This window comes from Achromobacter sp. PD1 (assembly GCF_048541815.1).
In the GTDB taxonomy this organism is placed as follows: Bacteria; Pseudomonadota; Gammaproteobacteria; order Burkholderiales; family Burkholderiaceae_B; genus Achromobacter; species Achromobacter bronchisepticus_A.
The window spans coordinates 6,802,845-6,825,512 of the sequence record NZ_CP183349.1 but is presented as its reverse complement, the minus strand read 5'-3'; the positions used below and the strand labels follow the sequence as shown (position 1 = coordinate 6,825,512).

Genomic DNA, 22,668 nt, shown 5'->3' with positions numbered 1-22,668 from the left:
AGCCCCAAAAGGCCGCCCGCGCGGCCGGCCTGGGGCGGGCCCCGCAAGACACGCCCCCCACACAGATGTCGGCAAGAACCAGAAGAACGCCAATCGCCCCAGCTGACGTCAAGTTTCAACCGCCAGAGCCCGGTGCGTCGGTGGCCCGCAGTGTGCGGGGCGTCGATAAGCCCAAGGGAATCCGTAGGGAGCCGAAGGCGGACGAGGATGACGCAGGGGAAGTCCGGAGCGAACGCTCCGGACCGCAATCGCAGCCCCGCACACCGCGGGCCGCCGACGCGATGGGCGTCTCAAGAACTCAAAACAACGCCCATCAAGACAAACCAATCAATTCAAACTAGCACCCGAGATCTTCACAATCTCCTGATACTTCGCCTTCTCGCTCTTGACGAACTCAGCAAACGCCTCAGGCGTCATCGGCGCAGCCTCAGACCCCATCGTCAGCAAGCGCTGCTTCACATCCGCCTGCTGCATTGCCTCCGAGTAAGCCTTGTTCAGCTTCGCCACCACCGGCGCCGGCGTACCGCCCGTCGTGAACACTCCGAACCAGGTCCCCAGGTCAAAACCCTTGATCCCCGACTCTTCCACCGTAGGCACATCCGCCAGCAGAGAAGAACGCTTGGCGGTGGTCACGGCCAATGCCTTGACCTTGCCGTCCTTGATCAGCGGCGCCGAAGCCGCCAGGTTATCGAACATGAAATCCGACTGGCCCGACAGCAGCGCCAGCTGCGCAGGCGCCGCGCCCTGGTAAGGAATGTGCTCGACATTGATCCCCGCGCGCGCCTTCAACAGCTCGCCCGACAGATGGCCCGCGCTGCCGTTGCCGCCCGAACCGTAGTTCAGCTTGCCCGGATTCTTCTTGGCGTAGTCGATCAGATCGGCCAGCTTCTCGATCTTGTTCTTCTGCGCGAACTCGACGTTCATCACCAGCACATTGGGCACCGAGGCCACGATGGTCACCGGCGCGAAATCCTTCACCGGGTCATACGGCAGATTGGCGAACAGCCAGGGATTGATGGCGTGGGTCGCGACCGCGCCCATCACCAGCGTATAGCCGTCGGCCGGCGCCTTGGCCACCAGGTCGGCGCCGATGTTGCCACCCGCGCCCGAACGGTTTTCCACGATGACCGGCTGCCCCAGCGAGCCGCGCACCTTCTCGGCCAGCATGCGGGCCATGGTGTCCAGCGGGCCGCCGGGCGGGTAAGGCACGACGAAGCGCAGCGGCTTGGTCGGGAAATCGGTGGCCTGGGCCAGCGCCGGAGCGCCGAAAGGCAGAGTGGCGGCCAGCGCCACGGCGCCTTGCAACAGGGCGCGGCGCACAGCGCTGCGGGGGGTCTGCGTCATGATGTTGTTCTCCTCGCTTCGGATCAATAGCGGTCAGTAGCATACCGCAGCGAGGAATCAGGCGTAACAAAGAGATACCAGCACAACCCCCGGCTGTTCACGCCGCTGCCCCCGCCGCGGCAACAGGCCGCCCCAAGAAAAAACCGCCCGAAGGCGGTTTTGAAGCATCAGTGCAGGATCTGGCTCAAGAAGAGCTTGGTCCGGTCGTTCTGCGGATTGTCGAAGAACTCATCCGGGCTGTTCTGCTCGATGATCTCGCCGCGGTCCATGAAGATCACGCGGTTGGCGACCTTGCGCGCGAAGCCCATTTCGTGGGTCACGCAAATCATGGTCATGCCGCTTTCCTGCGCCAGGTTGACCATCACATCCAGCACTTCCTTGACCATTTCCGGGTCCAGCGCCGAGGTCGGCTCATCGAACAGCATGATCTTGGGGCTCATGCACAGCGAACGCGCAATCGCCACGCGCTGCTGCTGGCCACCCGACAGCTGGCCGGGGAATTTCTTGGCCTGGTCCGGAATGCGCACGCGCTCCAGGTACTTCATGGCCGTGGCCTCGGCTTCGGCGCGCGGCTTCTTCAGCACCCACATGGGTCCCAGCGTCAGGTTCTCCAGCACCGTCAGGTGCGGGAACAGGTTGAAGTGCTGGAACACCATGCCGACGTCCTTGCGGATGGTTTCGATGTGCTTGAGGTCGTTGGTGAGTTCCGTGCCGTCCACGATGATGTGGCCCTTCTGGTGCTCTTCCAGGCGGTTGATGCAGCGGATCATGGTGGACTTGCCCGAGCCCGACGGCCCGCACACCACGATGCGCTCACCCGGCGCGACGTCCAGGTTGATGTTGCGCAGCACGTGGAACTGCCCGTACCACTTGTTCACGTCCTGCAATTTGATGATGGCATCAGACATGCCTGTACTCCCGTAAGTATCGCGGTGCGCGTCCGCCCGGGGCGGACGCGCTGCAAAGTTCTAGCGTGCGTGTCCCGTGGCCAGGCGTTTTTCCAGCGCCTGGCTGTACTTGGACATGGAGAAGCAGAAGACGAAGTAGATGAGCGAAATGAACAGGTACGCCTCCACCCCGAATCCGCGCCATGCCGCGTCGGACAAGGCCGCCTTGGCCGCCAGCGTCAGGTCGAAGATGCCGATGATCACCACCAGCGAGGTGTCCTTGAACAGCGCGATGAAAATGCTGACCAGCGGCGGAATCACGATCTTCAGCGCCTGCGGCAGGATGATCTTGCGCATCTGCTGCCAGTAGTTCAGGCCCAGCGAATCCGCGCCCTCGTACTGGCCCTTGGGAATCGCCTGCAGGCCGCCGCGCACCGTTTCGGCGATGTACGCCGCCGCGAACATGATGATCGCGATCTGCGCGCGCAACAGCTTGTCGATGGAGAAGCCTTCAGGCAAGAACAGCGGCAACATCACCGACGACATGAACAGCAGACTGATCAGCGGCACGCCGCGGATCAGCTCGATGTACACGACGCACAGCGCCTTGATGGCAGGCATCTTGGAGCGCCGGCCCAGGGCCAGCAGCACGCCGATGGGGAAGGCGAAGGCAATGCCGAACGTGGACAGGATCAGCGTCAGCGGCAGGCCACCCCAACGCGCGTTTTCCACGTAGGTCAGGCCGAACACGCCGCCCCACATCAGGAGCGCCACGGCCGTCAGGCCCACGGTCCAGATGACGGCGAGCTTCCAGTTCCAGAAGCGGCGGATGCCGCTGCAGACGATCACAGCCACCAGGATGATGGTTGCGATCAGCGGACGCCATTGCTCGTCGTAGGGATAGGTGCCGAACAGGATCAGCCGGTGCTTCTCGATGATGAACGCCCAGCAGGCGCCCCCGGAAGCGCGGCATTCCTGCGCGTTGGCCGCGGAGAAGTTCGCCTTGATGAAGGCCCATTCCACCAGCGCCGGCACTGCCATCAGCAGGAACCAGGCCAGCAGCACCGTGATGAGGATGTTCAGCGGCGACGAGAACAGGCGCGACTTGATCCAGACCCAGGCGCCCACGTGGGTGCTGGGCGGCGGCAGGCCTTCGGCGGGGATATGCGAAGTGCTGCTCATATCAACGCTCCACCAGCGCGATGCGCTTGTTGTACCAGTTCATGAATATCGAGATCGACAGGCTGACCGTCAGGTACGCGGCCATGATGATGAGGATGCCCTCGATGGCCTGGCCGGTCTGGTTCAGCGTGGTGTTCACCACCGACACGATGTCGGGGTAGCCGATGGCCACCGCCAGCGAGCTGTTCTTGGTCAGGTTCAGGTACTGGCTGGTCATCGGCGGGATGATCACGCGCAGCGCCTGCGGCAGCACCACCAGGCGCAGCACCTGCTTGCGGCGCAGGCCCAGCGAGCCGGCAGCTTCCCACTGGCCATTGTTGACCGCCTGGATGCCCGAACGCACCACCTCGGCGATGAAGGCCGAGGTGTAGATCACCAGGCCCGCCATCAGGGCGGCGAATTCCGGCGACAAGGTCAGGCCGCCCGAGAAGTTGAAGCCCTTGAGCTCCGGCATGTCCAGGGTCAGCGAAGCGCCGCTGACCAGCCAGCCGACGATGGGCAAGCCGATGAGCAGGCCGATCGCGGCGCGGCCCAGCGGAAACACGCGGCCGGTCGCCTCCTGGCGCTTCTTGCCCCAGTGGCCCAGCAGGATGATCGCCACGATGGCCAGGCCCAGTCCGGCCAGCATCCAGTCCAGCGAATTGCCTTCCAGCCCCGGCACCTTCAAGCCGCGGTTGGAGATGAAGACGCCGGGCAGCGGATTGTGCGCCTGGCGCGGACCCGGCATGTTTTCCGTGATCAGCGCGTACCAGAAGAACAGCTGCAGCAGCAGCGGCACGTTGCGCATTATCTCGACGTAGACCGAGGTGATCTTGGCGACCAGCCAGTTCTTGGACAGGCGGCCGATGCCAATGAGCGTACCGAGGATGGTCGCCAGCACGATGCCGATGACCGCCACGCGCAGCGTGTTGAGCAGGCCCACCAGGATGGCGCGGCCATAGGTGTCCGCAGGGGTATAGGCGATGGGCGTTTCGCCGATCGCGAAGCCGGCCTCGCGGTCCAGAAAGCCGAAGCCCGTGGCGATGTTGCGCACGGACAGGTTGTGCAGCGTGTTTGAAACCAGGAACCACACGGCCCAGGCCACCGCGGCCAGCGCCAGGACTTGATAGACCACGGAGCGCACCCCGGGATCGTTCCAGTTCAGACGCCGGGGAGGTGCCGATGCAGGCGCGCTTTTATTGGGAGTATTCATGAGTAAATCTACAGAAGTCGGACACCGGGCGGCGAAGCCGGTAGGGCCGCGCCACCCACTCCTGCCACCCGCCCGAGGACGGGAGAGGAAAAACGGAGCGCGGGGCTCCGTTTTTCCAGGCAGCCGTGTGTTAGCGCACCGGCCAGCCGTACATCAAGCCACCTTGCTTGTAGGAAGCATTAAGACCGCGCTCCAGCTTCATCGCGCTGCTCTTGCCCAGCGTGTTTTCGAAGCTCTCGCCGTAGTTGCCCACGTTCTTGATGATGTTGTAGGCCCACTTGTCATCCACGCCCAGGTTCTTGCCCATGCCCGGGGTCACGCCCAGGATGCGCTGGATGTTGGGGTTCGGGCTCTTGGCCATTTCATCGACGTTGGCCTTGGTGATGCCGTATTCCTCGGCTTCGAGCATGGCGTTGAGCGACCAGCGCACGATGTTGAACCATTGCTCGTCGCCCTGGCGGACCATGGGGCCCAGCGGCTCCTTGGAGAAGTCTTCCGGCAGGATGATGAACTTGTCCGGGTTCTCGAGCGTGGTGCGGGTGGAAGCCAGCTGCGACTTGTCGGTGGTGAAGGCGTCGCAGCGGCCGGCCGAGAAGGCACGGATGATTTCGTCGTACTTGTCGATCACGACCGGCTTGAATTCGATCTTCTGGCCGCGGAACCAGTCAGCCAGGTTCAGTTCGGTGGTGGTGCCGGGCTGCACGCAGATGGTGGCGCCGTTCAGTTCCTTGGCGCTCTTGACGTTCAGGTCCTTGGAGACCATGACGCCCTGGCTGTCGTAGTAGTTCACGCCCACGCCGATCAGGCCCAGCGTCGTGTCGCGCGTCAGCGTGACGGTGGTGTTGCGGGTGAGGACGTCGACTTCGCCGGACTGCAGCGCAGTGAAGCGTTGTTGCGTGTTCAGCGGGGTGAACTTGACCTTGGTGGCGTCGCCGAACATGGTCGAGGCGATGGCGCGGCACAGGTCCACGTCGATGCCCTTGTATTCGCCCTTGCTGTCAGCGATGGAGAACCCCGGAATGCCCGTCGAAACCCCGCACTGGACAAACCCTTTTTTCTTGACGTTATCGAAGGTTGCGCCCGCATTGGCAGCCGTGGATGCAGCAAACAAAGCGGCGCCGATCGCAGCGAGTTTCAGTACTTTCATCGTGTTCTCCGTGTGGGATAAAGCGAAGTAGCACGCAGGCCGGGTTGGGTCCACGTATGGGGCGGATGGTAGCGTCCGCGCAGCACGCGGCGCATCCGGGAATTCCCTTGAAATATAGGGACACTGGGTGAAATGAAACGCTGTTTTCTACCAAAAATGGGGGCACTGTTTGAGCCGGGACAAACGCGCCCGGACGCCTTGCGCGCAAATATTTGTCCGCCCCTCGTCCAGGCGGTTTAGGCCACCTTAGTGTCCCCGAGTTACTATTGCGGCTTCATCTGACAGCCGCCATGATCGAATTCCAGCACGTATTCAAATCATATGGTCGCGGCCGCAATATCCTGGCCGACATCAACTTCCGCGTGAGCGCGGGAGAATTCGTTTTCGTATCCGGGCCGTCCGGCGCCGGCAAGTCCACCTTGCTCAAGCTGATCGGCGGGCTGGAGCCCGCCAGCCGGGGTTCGATCCAGGTCAACGGCCAGCGGCTGGACAAGCTGCCCGCCCGCGCCCGGCCGTACCTGCGCCGCGCCGTGGGCGTGATTCTTCAGGACACGCATCTGCTGTTCGATCGAAGCGCGTTCGAAAATGTCATGCTGCCGCTGGCGGTTACCGGCCACGCCTGGGACTCGGCCGCGGCGCGCGCCCGCGCCGCCCTGGACAAGGTGGGACTGTCCGGCAAGGAAGACCTGAATCCGATCGAACTGTCCGGCGGCGAACAGCAGCGCCTGGCGATCGCGCGGGCCATCGTGAACCGGCCCGCCATCCTGATCGCCGACGAACCCACCGCCAACCTCGACCACGACAACGCGCAGCGCATCATGAATGTGTTCCGCGACTTCAACCGCGTCGGCGTGACCACGCTGATCGCCTCGCACGACCAGGACCTCATGGCGCGCTACGCCACCCGCACCTTGCGCATCGACCCGGGCAAATTCGCCGACTCCCAGGGTTCCGCAACGCCGCCGCCTGAGGCCGGCGCGGGACAACCCGGTATCGGACAGCAGCCGGGCGCCGCGTCCGGCCGCGCCTACCCGGGAGAGTCCGCATGAACGCCTGGCTGCGGCAACATCGCTACGCGCTGCTGGTCACCCTGCGCCGGCTGATCAAGCAACCGTTCTCCTCCCTGGCCAACCTGCTGGTCATGGCCTTGGCGCTGGCGCTGCCGCTATTGGGCAGCGCCATCCTGGTTTCGGTCCAGCCGGTGGCGCGCCAGATGTCGGTCACCCCCGAAGTCACCGTCTTCATGCGCGTGGATGCCCCCGCGGGCGCCGCCGCGGACGTGGCCAAACGCATCCAGGACGAATTCAAGGACGACATCCGAGCCGTGCGCGTGGTTGGCCGCGAGGACGCCTTGGCGGATCTGCGCGCCAACCCGGCCTGGCAGCAGGCGCTGGCCGTGCTGCCGGGCAATCCGCTGCCGGACGCGGTGGTGGTGACGCTGGCCGATGGCGACAACCTCGCCGGCCGGGCCGACAAGCTGGCCGCCTCCTGGAAACAATGGAACCACGTCGACCTGGTGCAGCTGGACAGCGCCTGGGTGCAGCGCCTGGAGGCGATCCTGCGCTTTGCCCGCATCGGCCTGGCCTTCCTGGCCGCCTGCGTGGCGGTGGTGGTGCTGGCGACGGTCTTCAACACCGTGCGTATGCAGGCGCTCTCGCAACGCGAGGAGATCGGCGTGGCGCGGCTGGTCGGCGCCACCGAATCCTTCGTGCGCCGCCCCTTCCTCTACCTGGGCGCGCTATCGGGCGCGGTGGCCTCGCTTCTGGCCATCGGCGTGGCGGCGGTCGCGCTGTCGCCGCTGAACGACGCCCTGGTCGGGCTGGCCCGCAGCTACGGGGCCGAATTCGCCCTGCACCTGCCTGGCCCGGCCGTGTTGATCGGCGCGGTGGTGGCTTCGGCCGCCCTGGGCGCCCTGTCGGCCCGCTGGTCGGTTACCCGCAGCACTCGCTTCTGACGCGCGGCGCCTAAAGCTCCGTATAAAGCCCCTTCTTCCCCGTGATCCGGGGAACGACTTCCGCCCGCCTGTGTAGGATGCTTGCATGCCTGCCCGCGGGCGTCTTCGGCTTTGGGCCGCGCTGCAAAAACAGGACACATTACTGCGCCCGTTACATAGCAATTCACCCGCTGGAAGCTTGAGTATGCAAGAATAAAGCGACATTTTTTTACATATTTTGATACACACCTGATTTCCGAGCTGCCAACTTCGTGTCCCAATCGTTGTTCTTGCCCTTAATCGAGTCCCATGGCCGCCCGTCTTGAAGCCCGTGCGACGCGCCACTATTTCGACAGCGCGTTCCAGTGTCAGGCGGTGAAAGTACTGCCCAACGAGTACTACGTCACCAACGAAGACCTGATGATCTCGACCGTCCTGGGATCGTGCGTCGCCGCCTGTATCCACGACCCGGTCACGGGCGTGGGCGGCATGAACCATTTCATGTTGCCGGAGGGCGACATGCAGTCGCCCGCCTCGGCCACCATGCGCTATGGCGCCTTCGCCATGGAAGTGCTGATCAACGAACTGCTCAAGGCCGGCGCGGTGCGCGACCGGCTCGAAGCCAAGGTGTTCGGCGGCGGCGCCGTGCTGTCCGCCATGCAGCAGATGAACATCGGCGAACGCAACGGCCAGTTCGTGCTGAGCTATCTCAAGACCGAAGGCATCCCCGTCAAGGCGCAAGACCTGGGCGACGTGCACGCGCGCCGCATCAACTACTTCCCGCGCGACGGCCGGGTGATGGTCCGCAAGATGGCGCCGCACCACCAGCGCGCCGAGGAAATCATCGCCAAGCGCGAACAGGCGGCCGCCCAGAGCGTGCAGGCCAAGACCGAAACCCCGCAGCGCGTCGAGCGCTTCACCCGCCCCGGCGTGGAACGTTTCGACCGCCCGGCCCGTCCGGGCGTGGAACGCTTCGACCGTCCCGCCCGCCCAGGCGTGGAACGCTTCGACACCGCCCTGACCCGCCGGCGCCGCACCGAGACCACAAGCGACTGAAGGGCCGCGCACGCGCATCGCGCCGCATGCGCCCCTACAATCAGCGCATGTCCACCGTCCGCCTGTTCTACGCCCTGTGGCCTGCCCCCTCGCTGGCCGCCCAGCTCGCGACCTGGGCGGAGCAGGCGCGTCCCGGCTGCGGCGGGCGCGCCATGCGCACGGAAACCCTGCACCTGACCCTGGCCTTCCTGGGGCCGGTGGACGCGGCGCTCGCCGACGAGCTGGCCGCGGCGACTCCTGAACGCCGCCTCGCCCCCGACGACATCCTGCTGGATCGCTACGGCGTCTTCGGCCGCCAGCGCATCCTGTGGGCCGGCCCCGGCGACACGCCCGCGGGCCTGCAGGCCGCCCACGATGAGCTCTGGCTGTGGCTGTCCGGCTTCGGCCTGGCCGCGCCGCCCCAGCCCTTCCGCCCGCACGTCACCCTGCTGCGCAACATCGAGCGCGCCAGCCCCCCTGCCGAGGCCCCCGCCCCCCTGCCCTGGCGCTACGACCGCATGGTGCTGGTCGCCTCCGAATCGCAATCGGGCGGCAGCCGCTATCGCATCGTGACGCAGTCCCGGCCGCAAGCCTCCTGACCTCCCGCTCTGGCACAATCAGCCGGTTGCCACCCCCCGGGACCGCCATGATCATCCTGCTGGACCAAGACGGCGTGCTCGCCGATTTCGAACACGCCTTCATCGATGCCTGGCGCGCGCGCCATCCTGACATCCCGCCAGTGGCGTTCGAGGACCGCAAGTCCTTCTACATCCGCCAGGATTACGCCCCTGAGCTGCGCGGCATGGCCGAAGCCATCTACACGGCGCCCGGCTTCATCCGCGACCTGCCGCCGGTGCCCGGCGCGCTGGAAGCCATCAAGGAATTGCTGGCGCTGGGCATGGACGTGCGCATCTGCTCCTCGCCCCTGTCGCAGTTCGAGAACTGCGTGGCGGAAAAGTATCTGTGGGTGGAAAAGCACCTGGGCCGCGAAGCGACCAATCGCCTGATCCTGACCAAGGACAAGACCCTGGTGCACGGCCACCTGCTGATCGACGACAAGCCGCTGATCGAAGGCGCGGTCAAGCCGCGCTGGAAGCACATCCTGTTCGACGCGCCCTACAACCGCGAGGTGTCGGACCGCCCCCGCATCAGCTGGCAGAACTGGCGCAACGTACTGGCCGGAGAGCTGTATACGGCAGATGAGTGAGTCCTGTTCAGCAGCCGCGATTTGGGACTATTCTGTGTTGCTGTAGCCCCACCCCGGAGGAGCCTGCGCCATGAATCTGTACCGTCTTCTGAAGCAGCGTGAAGCCGATCACAAGCCCTTGCGTGTTGCATTGCTGGGCGCCGGAAAGTTCGGCGCAATGTTCATGAGCCAGGCCCCGCGCACGCCCGGGATGAGGCTGGTCGCGGTCGCCGATCTGGTACCCGACCGGGCCCGCGCGGCGCTTACCCGCGTCGGCTGGCCCGCCACGGCACTCAATGCCGCCAGCACCAATGATGCGCTGAAGAACGGCAAGGTCTATTTCTGCGACGACCCCCACGCCGTGATCGCCAGCCCCGATGTCGATATCGTCATCGACGCCACCGGCCAGGCCGCCGCCGGCATCAGCCATGTGCTGGCCTGCTGCGAATACGGCAAGCACATCATCATGGTCAACGTCGAGGCCGACGCGCTGGCCGGCCCGCTGCTGGCGCGGCGCGCACGCGAAGCCGGCATTGTCTATTCGCTGGCCTACGGCGACCAGCCCGCCCTGATCTGCGAAATGGTGGACTGGGCCCGCGCCAGCGGTTTCGAGGTCATGGCCGCGGGCAAGGGCACCAAGTACCTGCCGGAATTCCATACCTCCACGCCGGACACCGTCTGGCCCTATTACGGCTTCACCGCCGAGATGGTCGCGGCCGGCGACTTCAACGCGCAGATGTTCAACAGCTTCCTCGACGGCACCAAGAGCGCCATCGAGATGGCCGCGGTTTCCAACGCCACCGGGCTGCTGCCCTCGCCGTCCGGCCTGCACTTCCCGCCCTGCGGCGTGGACGATCTGGCGCGCGTGCTGCGGCCGCGCGAAAGCGGCGGCATCCTGCACCACCGCGGTCAGGTCGAGGTGATTTCCTCGCTGGAGCGCGACGGCCGCCCGGTGTTCCGCGACCTGCGTTGGGGCGTGTACGTGACACTGGCCGCCGACAGCGATTACGTGCGCCGCTGCTTCAAGGAATACGGCCTGGTCACGGATCCCAGCGGCAACTACACCGCCATGTACAAGCCCTATCACCTGATCGGGCTGGAGTTGGGCATCAGCGTGGCCAGCGTCGGTTTGCGGCGCGAACCCACCGGCGCGCCCGCCGGCTGGCATGGCGACGTCGTCGCCACCGCCAAGCGCGACCTGCCGGCCGGACAGATCCTGGACGGCGAAGGCGGCTACACGGTGTACGGCCGGCTGATGCCGGCGCGCGATTCGGTCGATGAAGGCTATCTGCCGCTGGGCCTGTCGCACCAGGTCAAGCTGAAGAACCCGGTGCGTCAGTCCCAGGCGATCCGCTGGGCCGACGTGGAGTACGACGAAAGGTCCACGGCGGTGCAGTTCCGCCGCGAAATGGAACAGACCTTCGCCTAGAGTCCGCCCGCGCGGCGGGCAGTCCCCGGCGCCCTAGACCGGCGCCGGCCGCTCCGCCTGGAACAGGCGCAGACGATCCGCGGCGTTGCGCAGGTGCTGGTCGGCGGCGCGGCCGGCGGCGTCCGGATCGCCCGCGTCGATGGCGGCGAAGATCGCCTGATGCTCGCTTTGCACTGCGGCCATGCGTTCGGTGTACATGCGCGCCGTGTTGTTGCGCGCGCTGCGGATGACCCGGCGCACATTGGCTTCCAGGTAATCGTTCAGGGCCACCAAGTGCGGATTATGGGTGGCCTGCACGATGGCGTGGTGGAACTGGTAGTCCTCTTCGTCGCCGAGCTTGTCGTTGAGCAGCGCATATTCCATGCCCACCAGCGCCTGGCGCATCTTCTTCAGGTCCGCATCGGTGCGGCGCTGCGCGGCATAGCGCGCGGCGGTGACTTCGATGGACAGCATCAGCTCCAGGATGTGTTCCAGTTCCTGGTTGTCGCCCGGCGTGGGCGCGGCAATGCGGAAGGCGTTCTTCTGGAAGTTCGGGTCGACGAACACTCCGCTGCCTTGCTGCGACGTGATCAGGCCTTCGGACTTCAGGCGCGCCAGCGCTTCGCGCACGACGGCGCGGCTGACCGAATAGGTTTCCGTCAGCTGCTTTTCCGTGGGCAGGCGATCGCCGGGCGCGAGCACGCCCTGGCGGATCTGCTCCGCCAACGCGTCGCCCAGCGCCGCCGAAAGCGAACTCTTGGGCGCGGCGCGCGGCGGATCCTGTTCTTGGTTGGGCTGCATGGTCGAATGGTGGAAACTTGCGGGCGGCGCGCAGGCGCGCCGCCTCTTGTTTATGGGAATGCCCGGAAGAGCGGCCGCGGCATGGACAGCCGCGCCATCCTGGGACTTTACGCGATATAGATGCCGCCGTTGACCTGCATGACTTCGCCCGTGACGAAACCGGCCAGCGGCGAGCACAGGAACGCGATGGAGCCGGCGATTTCCTCGGCCGTGCCGTAGCGGCGCAGCGGCGTGCTTTCCAGCAGCTGCGCGCCCTTTTGCCCGATCAGGTCCTGGGTCATGGAGGTAGCGATGATGCCCGGCGCCACCGCGTTCACGCGGATCTGCGGCGCCAGTTCCAGCGCCAGGCTGCGCGTGAAGCTCTGCACCGCGCCCTTGGACGCGGAGTAGGCCGCGTGCGCATAGCTGCCGCGCTGGGCCGCCAGCGAGGTCAGCAGCACGATGGCGCCGTCATGGCGCAAGTGGCGCTGGGCGGCGCGGCACACATAGAAGGTGCCGTCCAGGTTCACGCGCATCAGCGTGCGCCAGGCCTCGTCGCTGGTGTCCTTGACCAGCTGCTCCGGATAGATGCCGGCGCAATGCACCAGATGGTCCAGCCCGCCGAAATGCTTGGCCGCGGCCTCGAACACGCGTTCGCAGTCGGCCGATGCCGACACGTCCAGCGCGTGCGTGTAGACGCGCTGCCCGCTGGGATCCAGCTCGGCCGCCACCTCTTCCAGACGCGCGTTGTCGATATCGGTCAGCACCAGCCGGGCGCCATGCGCCGCCATCAGCCGCGCCGTCGCCAAGCCGATGCCATTGCCCGCGCCGGTGATGGCGGCAACCTTTCCTTCGAACGAAATCATTCTGTCTCCTGTAGCACGCTCGTACGCGGGCTGAGCGCCGTTCCGACGGCCGCGGAAATTCCGATTGGACTCCCGAAACCGCCGCTTGACACGGGAAAAACGCTTGCCCTATGATTTATCGGACAACTTAATAAAGTTGCCTGACAACTTATTCCGAAAGCGTAAAGCAACTGACGCTTTCAGGCAAGAGAGTCGGGAACGACACAGCGGCAAACCGCTACCCAGGCAGGGGACAAACAGGTGGAAATCACCGGCAGCACTACCGTTTTCGCGATCGCGGCGGACCCGATCGCGCACGTCAAGACGCCCCAGCGGCTCAACAACCTGCTGCGCGAGCGTGGCGTGGACGCGGTCATGGTCCCGTTCCATGTGGCCCCCGACGCCTTGCCCGGCCTGTTCGCCGGCATCCGCGGGCTGGCCAATCTGGGCGGCATCGTCGTGACGGTGCCCCACAAGGAGCATGCCGCCGCCCTGTGCGACGCGCTGACGCCCTCGGCCCAATTGAGCGGCGCGGTCAACGCGGTGCGCCTGCGCGACGGCGTGCTCACCGGCGGCAACTTCGACGGACTGGGATTCGTCGCTGGCCTGCGCAGCCAGGGCCACGATCCCGCCGGCCGCCACGTTTACCTGGCCGGCCTGGGCGGCGCCGGCAAGGCCATCGCCTGTGCCGTGGCCGACGCCGGCCCCGCCAGCCTGCGCCTGTACAACCGCAGCGCCGACAAGGCGCTGTCCTTCGCCGCCCATCTGGGCCGCCAATATCCCGGCCTGGCCATCAGCGTGGCCAGCGCCACGCCCGAGGCTTGCGACATCGCCATCAATGCGACCTCGCTGGGCCTGAACGACACCGATCCCCTGCCCTTCCAGCTGGACGCGCTTGCCGCCGGCACCGTCATCGCCGACGCCGTCATGAGCCGCGTCGATACGCCCTTGCTGCGCGCCGCCGCCGCGCGCGGCTGCCGCACGCATCCGGGCCTGTACATGCTGGAAGGACAGATTGCCGAAATTGCCCGGTTCCTGGGCATAGAAGAGCCGCGCAAGCCCGCCCGCGCGCTTGCCTGATCAACACATTCACCACACTCCCGTCCCACGGAGGAGACACGCATGAAATTGGCTTTCACCACCGGCCTGCTGTGCCTGGCCGGCATCGCCGCATCGGCCCAGGCCGCGCCCGTCAAGATCGGCCTGATCGAGACGCTGTCCGGCCCGCAGGCCTCGACCGGCCTGATGTTCCGCGCCGCGGTCAAATATGAGCTGGACCGCATCAACGCCGCCGGCGGTTGGAACGGCCAGCCGCTGGAACTGGTCGAGTTCGACAACCAGGGCGGCCCGGTGGGCGCGTCCGACCGCTTCCGCGCGGCCGCTGCCGAAGGCGTGCAGATCCTGGTGCAGGGTTCGTCGTCCGCCATTTCCGGCCAGCTGACCGAAGACGTGCGCAAGCACAACCTGCGCAACCCGGGCAAGGAAGTCGTGTTCCTGAACGTGGGCGGCGAGGCGCTGGAACTGACCGGCCAGAAATGCCACTTCTACCATTTCCGCTTCACCACCAACGCAGACCTGCGCGTGAAGGCGCTGGCCTCGGTCATGTCGGCCGACGGCACGCTGGGCAAGCGCGTGTACGCCATCAACCAGAACTACTCCTGGGGCCAGGACATGGAAGGCGCCACCGAGCGCTTCGCCAAGCAGTACGGCTATGAAGTGGTCGGCAAGACGCTGCACGAAGTCAACAAGATCCAGGACTTCGCGCCCTACGTGGCGCGCATCCGCTCGTCCAACCCCGACACCGTCATCACCGGCAACTGGTCCAACGACCTGCTGCTGCTGATGAAGGCCACGCAGGCCGCGGGTCTGAAGGTCCGCTTCGCCACCGTGTTCCTGGACCAGGTGGGCAACCTGGCCAACGCCGGTGAAGTCGCGCTGGGCCATTACATCGCCCACCCCTACAACATCGAAGCCGCGGGCGAGGAGGGCGCCAAGTTCGCCGAGGACTACAAGTCCAAGACCGGCCACTACCCCAGCTATACCGAGCCGCAGACCGTGATCGGCATCCGCTTCCTGGGCGAAGCGCTTAAGCAAGTGCAGCCGCAGGACGGCAAGCTGTCCGTGCCGCAACTGGCCGGCGCGCTGGAGAAGGTCACCTACACCTCGTCGTTGGGCACCTACACGATGCGCGCGGAAGACCACCAGGTGCAGCTGCCGATGGTGGTGTCCAAGGTCGGCAAGAACGCCAAGTACAAGGCCGACGGCACCGACATGGGCTTCGAACCGGTCAAGGTGCTGGCCGCGGCCGACGTGTCGGCGCCGCCGCAAGCCACCTGCAAGATGCAGCGGCCGAACTGATGGGTTGCGCGGCCGGACCGTCAGCTTGCGCGTGACGGCCCGGCCGCGCACACCCCCTCATTGCCCCTGGCAACCCCAATAAGCGCACCCCCGGCGCGGGCCGGAAAAACCTGGTGCGCAATCGCTCGCAAGACGTCCGTCGTCTTAGCGCAAGAATCCTGGAGCGGACATGGAATACTTTACCGTCTCGCTGTTGAACGGCGTGATTTACGGCCTGCTGCTATTCATGGTGTCGGCAGGCCTGACACTGATTTTCGGAATGATGGGCGTGCTCAACTTCGCGCACGCCTCGTTCTACATGATAGGCGCGTACGCCGCCTACACCCTGACGCCCGTCACCGGCTTCTGGACCGCGCTGGTCCTGGCCACCATCATCGCCGGCCTGCTCGGCATGGGCGTTGAGCGCTATTTCCTGCGCCGCGTCCACAAGTTCGGCCATGCGCAGGAACTGCTGGTGACCTTCGGCCTGGCCTTCATCGTGGCGGAGCTGATCAAGCTGTTCTACGGCGACTTCCCGGTCGACTACCGCGTGCCGCAGTTCCTCAACTTCGCGGCCTTCCGCGTGTTCGACGCGGACTATCCGTTCTACCGCCTGCTGATGGGCGGCGTGTCGCTGGCGATGTTCGCCGTGATCTATCTGTTGCTGTCGCGCACCCGCGTGGGCATCGTGGTGCGTTCGGCCATCTACCGTCCGCGCATGGCCGAGGCGCTGGGCCATAACGTGCCGCTGGTGTTCATGAGCGTGTTCGGCGTGGGCGCGGCCATGGCCGGCCTGGCCGGCGCGGTCGCAGGCGCTTTCTACACCACCAACCCCAACATGGCGCTGGAACTGGGCGTGCTGGTGTTCGTGGTGGTGGTGGTGGGCGGCCTGGGCTCGCTCGAAGGCGCGATGATCGCCTCGCTGCTGATCGGCCTGATCAGCTCGTTCTCGGTCGGCATCGACGCCAGCCTGGCGACCCTGTTCGGCCTGTTCGGCGCCGGCGAATGGGCCGAAAGCGTGGGCGGCCTGATGACCGTGAAGATTTCCAGCCTGGCCGCGACCCTGCCCTTCCTGCTGATGCTGGTGGTGCTGCTGGTCAAGCCTTCGGGCCTGAAGGGAGAACAGGCATGAGCCAGACCCGCCGTACTTCCGCCCTGCTGCTCCTCGTCCTGTGCGTGGCCGCGCTCTGCGCGCTGCCCTGGCTGCTGCCCCCGGGCCAGCTGGTGGCAGCCGTGCAGATGCTGATCGCCGCGCTATTCGCCTGCGCCTTCAACCTGCTGGCCGGCCAGGGCGGAATGCTGTCCTTCGGCCACGCCGCCTACTTCGGCGTGGGCACCTTCGCCACCATCCACGCCATGAATGCGCTGGGCGGCGCGGGCCTCTTGCCCACGCCGCTGATGCCGTTGGCGGGCGGCGTGGCCGGCCTGCTGTTCGGCCTGGTCGCGGGCTGGTTCGCCACCATGCGCGCCGGCGTCTACTTCGCCATGATCACGCTGGCGCTGGCCGAGCTGCTGCATGCGCTGGCGCCGCACCTGAAAGGCGTGTTCGGCGGCGAGGCGGGCGTATCCGCCATGCGCATGCCGGCCTGGGGCTTCACCTTCGGTTCCGACATCGAGGTCTATTTCCTGGTGCTGGCCTGGGTGCTGGTGTCGCTGGCCGCGCTTTATGGCCTGACGCGCACGCCGCTGGGCCGGCTGACGCTGGGCCTGCGCGAGAACGCCAACCGCCTGCGCTACCTGGGCTATCGGCCGCACACGCTCAAGACCCTGGTGTTCGCGCTGTCCGCCATGTTCGCCGGCATCGCCGGCGGCCTGCAGGCGCTGAACATCGAGGCCGGCAACTACGTGCTGTTCGACGTCAAGCTGTCCACCGACGCGGTGCTGTTCGCCTACATCGGCGGCGTCAACGCCTTCCTCGGCCCGGTGCTGGGCGCCTCCATCCTGACCTTCCTGTCGCAGACGCTGGCCGACATCACGCGCTCCTGGCTGCTGTACCAGGGCATCCTGTTCGTGCTGGTGATGCTGTTCGTGCCGGACGGCCTAGTCGGCCTGGTGCAGGGCGCCGCCCGTTCGCTGCGCGAGCGCGGCCTGGCCAACTGGCTGCCGCGCGCCGCGGTATCCGTGGCGGGCGGCCTGCTGCTGACCTGCGCCACGGTCTTCACGGTTGAGCTGCTGCAACGCATGTTCGCCCGCGACTACCGCTCGCTGCTGGCCATGAACCCCGAGGCCGGCTGGCCCGAGATTCCGCTGTTCGGCCACGACTGGGCGCCGCTGGCGCTGTCGACCTGGCTGATTCCGCTGGCGCTGTTCGTGGCGGGCCTGGCGGCCTGCCGCTGGGCGCTGGCCCTGTGGCGCGACGACGAACAAGCCGCTCCCGCGCTGGAGGCTGCACAATGAGCCACGAAATCCTGACCCTGACCGACGTGCGCAAGTCCTTTGGCGACGCGCAGATCATCCGCGGCGTGAACCTGAAGGTCGAGGCCGGCGAACGCCATGCCGTCATCGGCCCGAACGGCGCCGGCAAGTCCACGCTGTTCCACCTGATGTCGGGCTCGTTCGCGCCGACCTCGGGCGACATCAGCCTGCGTTCGCGCTCCATCGGCGGCCTGCCGCCGGAGCGCATCAACCGCCTGGGGCTGGCGCGCTCGTTCCAGATCACCAACGTGTTCCCGCGCCTGTCGGTGCGCGAGAACCTGCGGCTGGCGGTGCTGCGCATGCACGGCCTGGTCTACAACTTCTGGCGCCCCATCGCCCGCAACCGCGCCGTCAACGAAGACGTCGACCGCCTGCTGGAGAAAGTGCGCCTGGCCGCCAAGCAGCACACCGCCGCCGGCGACCTGAACTATTCGGAACAGCGTTCGCTGGAAATCGGCATGACGCTGGCCTCGCGCCCCAAGGTCATCCTGCTGGACGAGCCCATGGCGGGCATGTCCCAGCACGAGGTGGACTACACGGTGGAGCTCATCAAGGACGTGACCCGCGACTGCACGCTGCTGATCGTGGAACACGACATGCAGGTGGTGTTCTCGCTGGCCGACCGCATCAGCGTGCTGGTCTATGGCGAGATCCTCGCCACCGGCACGCCGGCCGACATCCGCGGCGACGCCCGCGTGCGCGAAGCCTACCTGGGAGAGGAAACGGTATGACGACGCAATCCCCCTTGCTGAGCCTGCAAGGCGTGCATGCCCACTACGGCAAGAGCCACATCCTGCACGGCATCGACCTGACGGTCGGCCGCGGCGAAGTCGTAAGCCTGCTGGGCCGCAACGGCGCGGGCCGCTCCACCACCATGAAGAGCATCATGGGCCTGGTGGACGTGACCGGCGGCAGCATCGCCATCGAAGGCCGCGACATCACCAACAAGCGCCCCTTCGAGATCGCCCGCGCCGGCCTGGGCTTCGTGCCGGAAGAGCGCGAGGTGTTCGCCAACCTGACCGTGGACGAAAACCTGCGCATGGGCGAACAGCCCAGGCGCGACGACGCGCCCTATTGGTCGACCGAGCAGATGTTCGACTACTTCCCGCGTCTGAAGGAACGTCGCGGCACCAAGGCAGGCAACCTGTCGGGCGGCGAACAGCAGATGCTGACCATGTGCCGTTCGCTCTTGGGCAACCCCAAGGTCATGCTGATCGACGAACCCACCGAAGGGCTGGCGCCGAAGATCGTGGAAGTGATCGCCGACGTGATCCGCGACATCCACAAGCGCGGCGTGTCCGTGGTGCTGGTGGAGCAGAAGCTGACCATCGCGCTGAAGGTCTCCACCCGCGTCAGCGTGATGGGCCACGGCCGCATCGTTTTCGAAGGACCGCCCGCGCAGCTGCATGAGCGCCAGGACGTGGTCCAGGAATGGCTGGCGGTCTGAGCGCCGGCAAATACATCGCTAAGAGGCAAACATCTTGGACCAAACTCCGGAAGTCATCCATCCCGACCTGCGCGGCCAGAGCGTCGTCATCACCGGCGGCGCCAAGGGCATAGGCCTGGCCACGGCGCAGGCCTTCGCGCGCCAGGGCGCGCGCGTGGCGCTGCTGGACATGGACGCCGCTGCGCTGGACGAAGCCGTCGCCGGCCTGGCCGCGCTGGGTGGCGAAGCGCTGGCCGTGCAGGCCTCGGTCACCGACGCCGACGCGGTCGAGCAGGCTTTCGCACAGGTCGAAAAGGCCTGGGGCCGCATCGACGTGCTGGTCAACAACGCCGGCGTCTCCGCCAACAAGCCCACGCTGGAAGTCACCGTGGACGAATGGCGCCGCGCCGTGGACATCAACCTGACCGGCGTGTTCCTGTGCGCCCAGGCCGCCGGCCGCCGCATGGTGCCCGCTGGCGCAGGCGCCATCATCAACCTGGCCTCCATGTACGGCGTGGTGGCGGCGCCCGACCGCGCCGCCTATTGCGCCACCAAGGGCGCGGTGGTGCTGCTGACCGAGACCCTGGCCGTGGAATGGGGCCCGATGGGCGTGCGCGTGAACGCGCTGGCGCCGGGCTACGTGGAAACGGACCTGGTGCGCGACCTGGCCGCGCGCGGCCGCCTCGACCCCGAGCGCCTCAAGCAGCGCACGCCGCTGCGCCGCCTGGCGCAACCCGCCGAAATGGCCGACCTGGCGGTGTTCCTGGCCTCGCGCCAGGCCGCCTACGTCAACGGACACACCCTGGTGGCCGACGGCGGCTGGAGCCGCTACAGCTACCTCTAATCGCAAGAACGCATACACACATCTCTGGAGATTCACTCATGGCCACCCACCAACCGCTTGAGCCCCAAGCGCCCTGGCGGCAACTGACGGTAGACGCCAAGGACTGGCAACAGGCGGACCCGGCCCTGCTGGGCACCATGCTGACCCAGCTGCACTGGATCCGCGCCTTTGAAGAAGCCGTGCTCGACCTGGCCGCCGAAGGCCTGGTGCACGGCCCCGCGCATTCGTCCGTGGGCCAGGAAGGCGGCGCGGTCGGCTCGGTGCTGGCGCTGGGCGCCGGCGACCAGATCAATGGTTCGCACCGCGGCCACCACCAGTTCCTGGCCAAGGCGCTGCAGCACGTCGCGCCGCTGGGCCTGGACCCGCGCAATCCGCTCACGCCCGCCATCGATGAGGTCCTGCAGAAGACGCTGGCCGAGATCATGGGCCTGGCCCAGGGCTACTGCCGCGGCCGCGGCGGCAGCATGCACCTGCGCTGGCTCGAAGCCGGCGCGCTGGGTACCAACGCCATCGTCGGCGGCGGCGTGCCGCTGGCGGCCGGCGCGGGCTGGGCGCACAAGCATGCCGGCACCGACCGCGTCGCCGTGACCTATTTCGGCGACGGCGCGGTGAACATCGGCTCGGTGCTGGAAACCATGAACCTGACCGCGGCCTGGAAGACGCCGCTGTGCTTCTTCATCGAGAACAACCGCTACGCCGTGTCCACCACCGTGGAAGAGTCCACCGCCGAACCGCGCCTGTCGGCGCGCGGCCTGGCCTTCAACATCCCGTCGTGGAAGGTGGACGGGATGGATCCGCTGGCGGTTCACCTGGCCATGTCCGAAGCCGTGGCGCACATGCGCGCCGGCAACGGTCCCACCATCGTCGAAGTGGACGTGTACCGCTTTTTCCACCAGAACGGCCCGTTCCCCGGCAGCGCCTTCGGCTACCGCAGCAAGGACGAGGAAGCGCAATGGCGCCGTCGCGATCCGCTGGACAAGATCGCCGCGGAAATGATCGCCCGCCAACTGATCACGCAAGCCGAAGTCGACGCCCTGCGCCAGCGCTGCAAGGACGTGATGAAGGACGTGACCGGCCGCCTGACCGAAGCCGCCGACGGCGGCAAGCGCCGCGTGCGCGCCGACCTCTGGCCCAGCCCCGACTTCCGCGACGTGGGCCTGCGCAGCGACGGCTCGGAACTGGCCGGCCTGCGCTACCAGGAAGCCGCCGACTACGCCGGCCAATCCGCCGAGCGCAAGTTCGTCGACGCGGTGGCCGACGTGCTGGACCGCCGCATGGAAACCGACGCCGGCGTGGTGGTGCTGGGCGAAGACGTACACCGCCTGAAGGGCGGCACCAACGGCGCCACGCGCGGCCTGAAGGACAAGTATCCGGACCGCGTGCTGGGCACCCCCATTTCCGAGAACGCCTTCGCCGGGCTGGGCGGCGGTCTGGCGATGGACGGCCGCTACCGGCCCATCGTGGAGTTCATGTACCCCGACTTCATGTGGGTCGCGGCCGACCAGATCTTCAACCAGATCGGCAAGGCCCGCCACATGTTCGGCGGCGACATCGACGTGCCCTTCGTGCTGCGCACCAAGGTCGCCATGGGCACGGGCTACGGCTCGCAGCACTCGATGGATCCGGCCGGCATTTTCGCCACCGCGCCCGGCTGGCGCGTGGTCGCGCCGTCCACGCCTTACGAGTACGTCGGCCTGATGAACACCGCGCTGGCCTCCAAGGACCCGGTGCTGGTGATCGAGCACGTGGACCTGTACGCCTCCTCGGGCGAGGTGCCCGCGGACGACCTGGACTATGCGATCCCGTTTGGCAAGGCCCGCGTGCGCCGCGAGGGCGGCAAGGTCACCATCCTGACCTATCTGTCCATGGTCAGCCGCGCGCTCAAGGCGGCTGAAGCAGCCGGCGTGGACGCCGAGGTCATCGACCTGCGCACGCTGGACCGCGCCAGCCTGGACTGGGACACCATCGGCGCCAGCATCATGAAGACCAACAACGTGCTGATCGTGGAGCAAGGCGCGCGCGGCACCTCCTACGGCGCCATGCTGGCCGACGAGATCCAGCGCCGCTACTTCGATTGGCTGGACCAGCCGGTCAAGCGCGTGACCGGCGGCGAAGCCTCGCCCAGCATCTCCAAGGTGCTCGAGCGCGCGGCCTTCGCCGACACCGAGGAAGTCATGGCCGGCCTGGCCGACGTGCTGGCCGACCTGGGAGAACAGGCATGACCCTGCACATGACCGTGCCGATGGAAGTCGGCATCTGCTGCGCCGACCTGGACGCGCAGCTGGCCTTCTACACCGGCATCCTGGGCCTGAAGCTCGTCAACCGCGTGAACGTGCCGGCCGACAAGGCGCAGGCCACCGGCCTCACGCGCCATGGCTACGACGTGGCGCGCCTGCAGACCAGCTACGGCGAACGCATCAAGCTGCTGCAACCCGCCGCCGCACCCGAGGCCGCTGCGCGCGGCGCGGCCATCCTGGACCGCCAGGGCGCAACCTACCTGACCTTCATCGTGCGGGACCTGCCCGGCGTGGTCCGCGACCTGGAAGCCCGGGGCGTGGTCTTCGACAGCAAGCCCGCGCCGATGGAAGTGCGCCCCGGCACCTGGCTGGCGTTCTTCCGCGACCCTGAAGGCAATGTGCTGGAACTGGTCGAATACGACGATCCCGCCACCTACCGGCCGGACCTGGCTGGCGCCGCTGAATAGGAC

Annotated in this window: 22 protein-coding genes; 15 read left to right on the top strand and 7 right to left on the bottom strand. The window is 66.7% G+C overall.

The annotated features are described in order from the left end of the window. Positions 1–327 precede the first annotated feature (327 nt). The 5 genes from ACM1PE_RS32210 to ACM1PE_RS32190 form a co-directional block, all read right to left on the bottom strand. Positions 328–1,344: a Bug family tripartite tricarboxylate transporter substrate binding protein gene (locus ACM1PE_RS32210; RefSeq protein WP_059379098.1), complete on the bottom strand. Its 1,017-nt coding sequence runs from the start codon at positions 1,342–1,344 to the stop codon at positions 328–330. Positions 1,345–1,511: 167 nt separating this feature from the next. After that, the gene (locus ACM1PE_RS32205) at positions 1,512–2,252 is read right to left on the bottom strand and encodes an amino acid ABC transporter ATP-binding protein (RefSeq protein WP_042795434.1); all 741 of its coding nucleotides are present in this window, start codon (positions 2,250–2,252) and stop codon (positions 1,512–1,514) included. A gap of 60 nt (positions 2,253–2,312) precedes the next feature. Further along, entirely contained in the window at positions 2,313–3,413 is a 1,101-nt protein-coding gene (locus tag ACM1PE_RS32200; RefSeq protein ID WP_059379100.1) for an amino acid ABC transporter permease, read from the bottom strand. A 1-nt stretch (position 3,414) separates the two neighbouring features. Further along, entirely contained in the window at positions 3,415–4,605 is a 1,191-nt protein-coding gene (locus tag ACM1PE_RS32195) for an amino acid ABC transporter permease (RefSeq protein WP_118933915.1), read from the bottom strand. Positions 4,606–4,735: 130 nt separating this feature from the next. Next, positions 4,736–5,752 (bottom strand): amino acid ABC transporter substrate-binding protein, encoded by a 1,017-nt coding sequence (locus ACM1PE_RS32190; protein WP_059379103.1) that lies wholly within the window; start codon positions 5,750–5,752, stop codon positions 4,736–4,738. 290 nt (positions 5,753–6,042) lie between these two features. Between ACM1PE_RS32190 and ACM1PE_RS32185 the strand changes: the two genes are divergently transcribed. From ACM1PE_RS32185 to ACM1PE_RS32160, 6 genes are all read left to right on the top strand, one after another. After that, complete coding sequence (locus ACM1PE_RS32185; protein ID WP_306634325.1) at positions 6,043–6,801, top strand: cell division ATP-binding protein FtsE; 759 nt, start codon at positions 6,043–6,045, stop codon at positions 6,799–6,801. Then, positions 6,798–7,706: a cell division protein FtsX gene (locus ACM1PE_RS32180; protein WP_059379105.1), complete on the top strand. Its 909-nt coding sequence runs from the start codon at positions 6,798–6,800 to the stop codon at positions 7,704–7,706. The genes ACM1PE_RS32185 and ACM1PE_RS32180 overlap by 4 nt, the downstream gene beginning before the upstream one ends. Positions 7,707–7,994: 288 nt before the next feature. Then, positions 7,995–8,741, top strand: a complete 747-nt coding sequence (gene cheD / locus ACM1PE_RS32175; protein ID WP_059379106.1) for a chemoreceptor glutamine deamidase CheD — start codon at positions 7,995–7,997, stop codon at positions 8,739–8,741. Between the two features lie 26 nt (positions 8,742–8,767). Then, the gene (gene thpR, locus ACM1PE_RS32170; RefSeq protein WP_223283466.1) at positions 8,768–9,319 is read left to right on the top strand and encodes an RNA 2',3'-cyclic phosphodiesterase; all 552 of its coding nucleotides are present in this window, start codon (positions 8,768–8,770) and stop codon (positions 9,317–9,319) included. Between the two features lie 47 nt (positions 9,320–9,366). Then, positions 9,367–9,927, top strand: coding sequence for a 5'-3'-deoxyribonucleotidase (locus ACM1PE_RS32165; protein WP_059379108.1), 561 nt, complete (start codon positions 9,367–9,369; stop codon positions 9,925–9,927). A gap of 70 nt (positions 9,928–9,997) precedes the next feature. After that, positions 9,998–11,335, top strand: coding sequence for an NAD(P)H-dependent oxidoreductase (locus tag ACM1PE_RS32160; protein ID WP_059379109.1), 1,338 nt, complete (start codon positions 9,998–10,000; stop codon positions 11,333–11,335). 33 nt (positions 11,336–11,368) lie between these two features. Here the strand turns inward: ACM1PE_RS32160 and ACM1PE_RS32155 are convergent, their stop codons facing one another. Then, a complete protein-coding gene (locus tag ACM1PE_RS32155; protein ID WP_059379110.1) occupies positions 11,369–12,115 on the bottom strand; it encodes a FadR/GntR family transcriptional regulator in 747 nt (248 codons plus the stop codon). Between the two features lie 107 nt (positions 12,116–12,222). After that, positions 12,223–12,960 (bottom strand): SDR family NAD(P)-dependent oxidoreductase, encoded by a 738-nt coding sequence (locus tag ACM1PE_RS32150; RefSeq protein WP_059379111.1) that lies wholly within the window; start codon positions 12,958–12,960, stop codon positions 12,223–12,225. 240 nt (positions 12,961–13,200) lie between these two features. Between ACM1PE_RS32150 and ACM1PE_RS32145 the strand changes: the two genes are divergently transcribed. The 9 genes from ACM1PE_RS32145 (at position 13,201) to ACM1PE_RS32105 (ending at position 22,665) form a co-directional block, all read left to right on the top strand. Next, entirely contained in the window at positions 13,201–14,019 is an 819-nt protein-coding gene (locus ACM1PE_RS32145) for a shikimate dehydrogenase family protein (protein ID WP_306634329.1), read from the top strand. A 42-nt stretch (positions 14,020–14,061) separates the two neighbouring features. Continuing rightward, entirely contained in the window at positions 14,062–15,297 is a 1,236-nt protein-coding gene (locus ACM1PE_RS32140; RefSeq protein WP_059379114.1) for a branched-chain amino acid ABC transporter substrate-binding protein, read from the top strand. Positions 15,298–15,466: 169 nt separating this feature from the next. After that, positions 15,467–16,408: a branched-chain amino acid ABC transporter permease gene (locus tag ACM1PE_RS32135; RefSeq protein ID WP_054458937.1), complete on the top strand. Its 942-nt coding sequence runs from the start codon at positions 15,467–15,469 to the stop codon at positions 16,406–16,408. After that, positions 16,405–17,673, top strand: a complete 1,269-nt coding sequence (locus ACM1PE_RS32130; RefSeq protein WP_118933919.1) for a branched-chain amino acid ABC transporter permease — start codon at positions 16,405–16,407, stop codon at positions 17,671–17,673. Before ACM1PE_RS32135 ends, ACM1PE_RS32130 begins: the two co-directional genes overlap by 4 nt. Then, a complete protein-coding gene (locus ACM1PE_RS32125) occupies positions 17,670–18,422 on the top strand; it encodes an ABC transporter ATP-binding protein (RefSeq protein ID WP_059379120.1) in 753 nt (250 codons plus the stop codon). Before ACM1PE_RS32130 ends, ACM1PE_RS32125 begins: the two co-directional genes overlap by 4 nt. Continuing rightward, the gene (locus tag ACM1PE_RS32120) at positions 18,419–19,138 is read left to right on the top strand and encodes an ABC transporter ATP-binding protein (protein WP_042795454.1); all 720 of its coding nucleotides are present in this window, start codon (positions 18,419–18,421) and stop codon (positions 19,136–19,138) included. Before ACM1PE_RS32125 ends, ACM1PE_RS32120 begins: the two co-directional genes overlap by 4 nt. A gap of 34 nt (positions 19,139–19,172) precedes the next feature. After that, a complete protein-coding gene (locus ACM1PE_RS32115; protein WP_059379121.1) occupies positions 19,173–19,961 on the top strand; it encodes an SDR family NAD(P)-dependent oxidoreductase in 789 nt (262 codons plus the stop codon). Between the two features lie 38 nt (positions 19,962–19,999). Further along, the gene (locus ACM1PE_RS32110; RefSeq protein ID WP_306634333.1) at positions 20,000–22,183 is read left to right on the top strand and encodes an alpha-ketoacid dehydrogenase subunit alpha/beta; all 2,184 of its coding nucleotides are present in this window, start codon (positions 20,000–20,002) and stop codon (positions 22,181–22,183) included. Beyond that, complete coding sequence (locus ACM1PE_RS32105; RefSeq protein WP_118933923.1) at positions 22,180–22,665, top strand: VOC family protein; 486 nt, start codon at positions 22,180–22,182, stop codon at positions 22,663–22,665. The genes ACM1PE_RS32110 and ACM1PE_RS32105 overlap by 4 nt, the downstream gene beginning before the upstream one ends. Positions 22,666–22,668: the final 3 nt, after the last annotated feature.

Bases quoted from the DNA above. Each gene is read 5' to 3' on its own strand.
- ACM1PE_RS32140 (WP_059379114.1), top strand. From the start codon at position 14,062: ATGAAATTGGCTTTCACCACCGGCCTGCTGTGCCTGGCCGGCATCGCC.
- ACM1PE_RS32190 (WP_059379103.1), bottom strand. From the start codon at position 5,752: ATGAAAGTACTGAAACTCGCTGCGATCGGCGCCGCTTTGTTTGCTGCA.
- ACM1PE_RS32155 (WP_059379110.1), bottom strand. From the start codon at position 12,115: ATGCAGCCCAACCAAGAACAGGATCCGCCGCGCGCCGCGCCCAAGAGT.
- ACM1PE_RS32135 (WP_054458937.1), top strand. From the start codon at position 15,467: ATGGAATACTTTACCGTCTCGCTGTTGAACGGCGTGATTTACGGCCTG.
- ACM1PE_RS32125 (WP_059379120.1), top strand. From the start codon at position 17,670: ATGAGCCACGAAATCCTGACCCTGACCGACGTGCGCAAGTCCTTTGGC.
- ACM1PE_RS32205 (WP_042795434.1), bottom strand. From the start codon at position 2,252: ATGTCTGATGCCATCATCAAATTGCAGGACGTGAACAAGTGGTACGGG.
- ACM1PE_RS32185 (WP_306634325.1), top strand. From the start codon at position 6,043: ATGATCGAATTCCAGCACGTATTCAAATCATATGGTCGCGGCCGCAAT.
- ACM1PE_RS32160 (WP_059379109.1), top strand. From the start codon at position 9,998: ATGAATCTGTACCGTCTTCTGAAGCAGCGTGAAGCCGATCACAAGCCC.
- ACM1PE_RS32150 (WP_059379111.1), bottom strand. From the start codon at position 12,960: ATGATTTCGTTCGAAGGAAAGGTTGCCGCCATCACCGGCGCGGGCAAT.
- ACM1PE_RS32200 (WP_059379100.1), bottom strand. From the start codon at position 3,413: ATGAGCAGCACTTCGCATATCCCCGCCGAAGGCCTGCCGCCGCCCAGC.
- ACM1PE_RS32165 (WP_059379108.1), top strand. From the start codon at position 9,367: ATGATCATCCTGCTGGACCAAGACGGCGTGCTCGCCGATTTCGAACAC.
- ACM1PE_RS32105 (WP_118933923.1), top strand. From the start codon at position 22,180: ATGACCCTGCACATGACCGTGCCGATGGAAGTCGGCATCTGCTGCGCC.
- cheD (WP_059379106.1), top strand. From the start codon at position 7,995: ATGGCCGCCCGTCTTGAAGCCCGTGCGACGCGCCACTATTTCGACAGC.
- ACM1PE_RS32210 (WP_059379098.1), bottom strand. From the start codon at position 1,344: ATGACGCAGACCCCCCGCAGCGCTGTGCGCCGCGCCCTGTTGCAAGGC.
- ACM1PE_RS32130 (WP_118933919.1), top strand. From the start codon at position 16,405: ATGAGCCAGACCCGCCGTACTTCCGCCCTGCTGCTCCTCGTCCTGTGC.
- thpR (WP_223283466.1), top strand. From the start codon at position 8,768: ATGCGCCCCTACAATCAGCGCATGTCCACCGTCCGCCTGTTCTACGCC.
- ACM1PE_RS32180 (WP_059379105.1), top strand. From the start codon at position 6,798: ATGAACGCCTGGCTGCGGCAACATCGCTACGCGCTGCTGGTCACCCTG.
- ACM1PE_RS32110 (WP_306634333.1), top strand. From the start codon at position 20,000: ATGGCCACCCACCAACCGCTTGAGCCCCAAGCGCCCTGGCGGCAACTG.
- ACM1PE_RS32120 (WP_042795454.1), top strand. From the start codon at position 18,419: ATGACGACGCAATCCCCCTTGCTGAGCCTGCAAGGCGTGCATGCCCAC.
- ACM1PE_RS32195 (WP_118933915.1), bottom strand. From the start codon at position 4,605: ATGAATACTCCCAATAAAAGCGCGCCTGCATCGGCACCTCCCCGGCGT.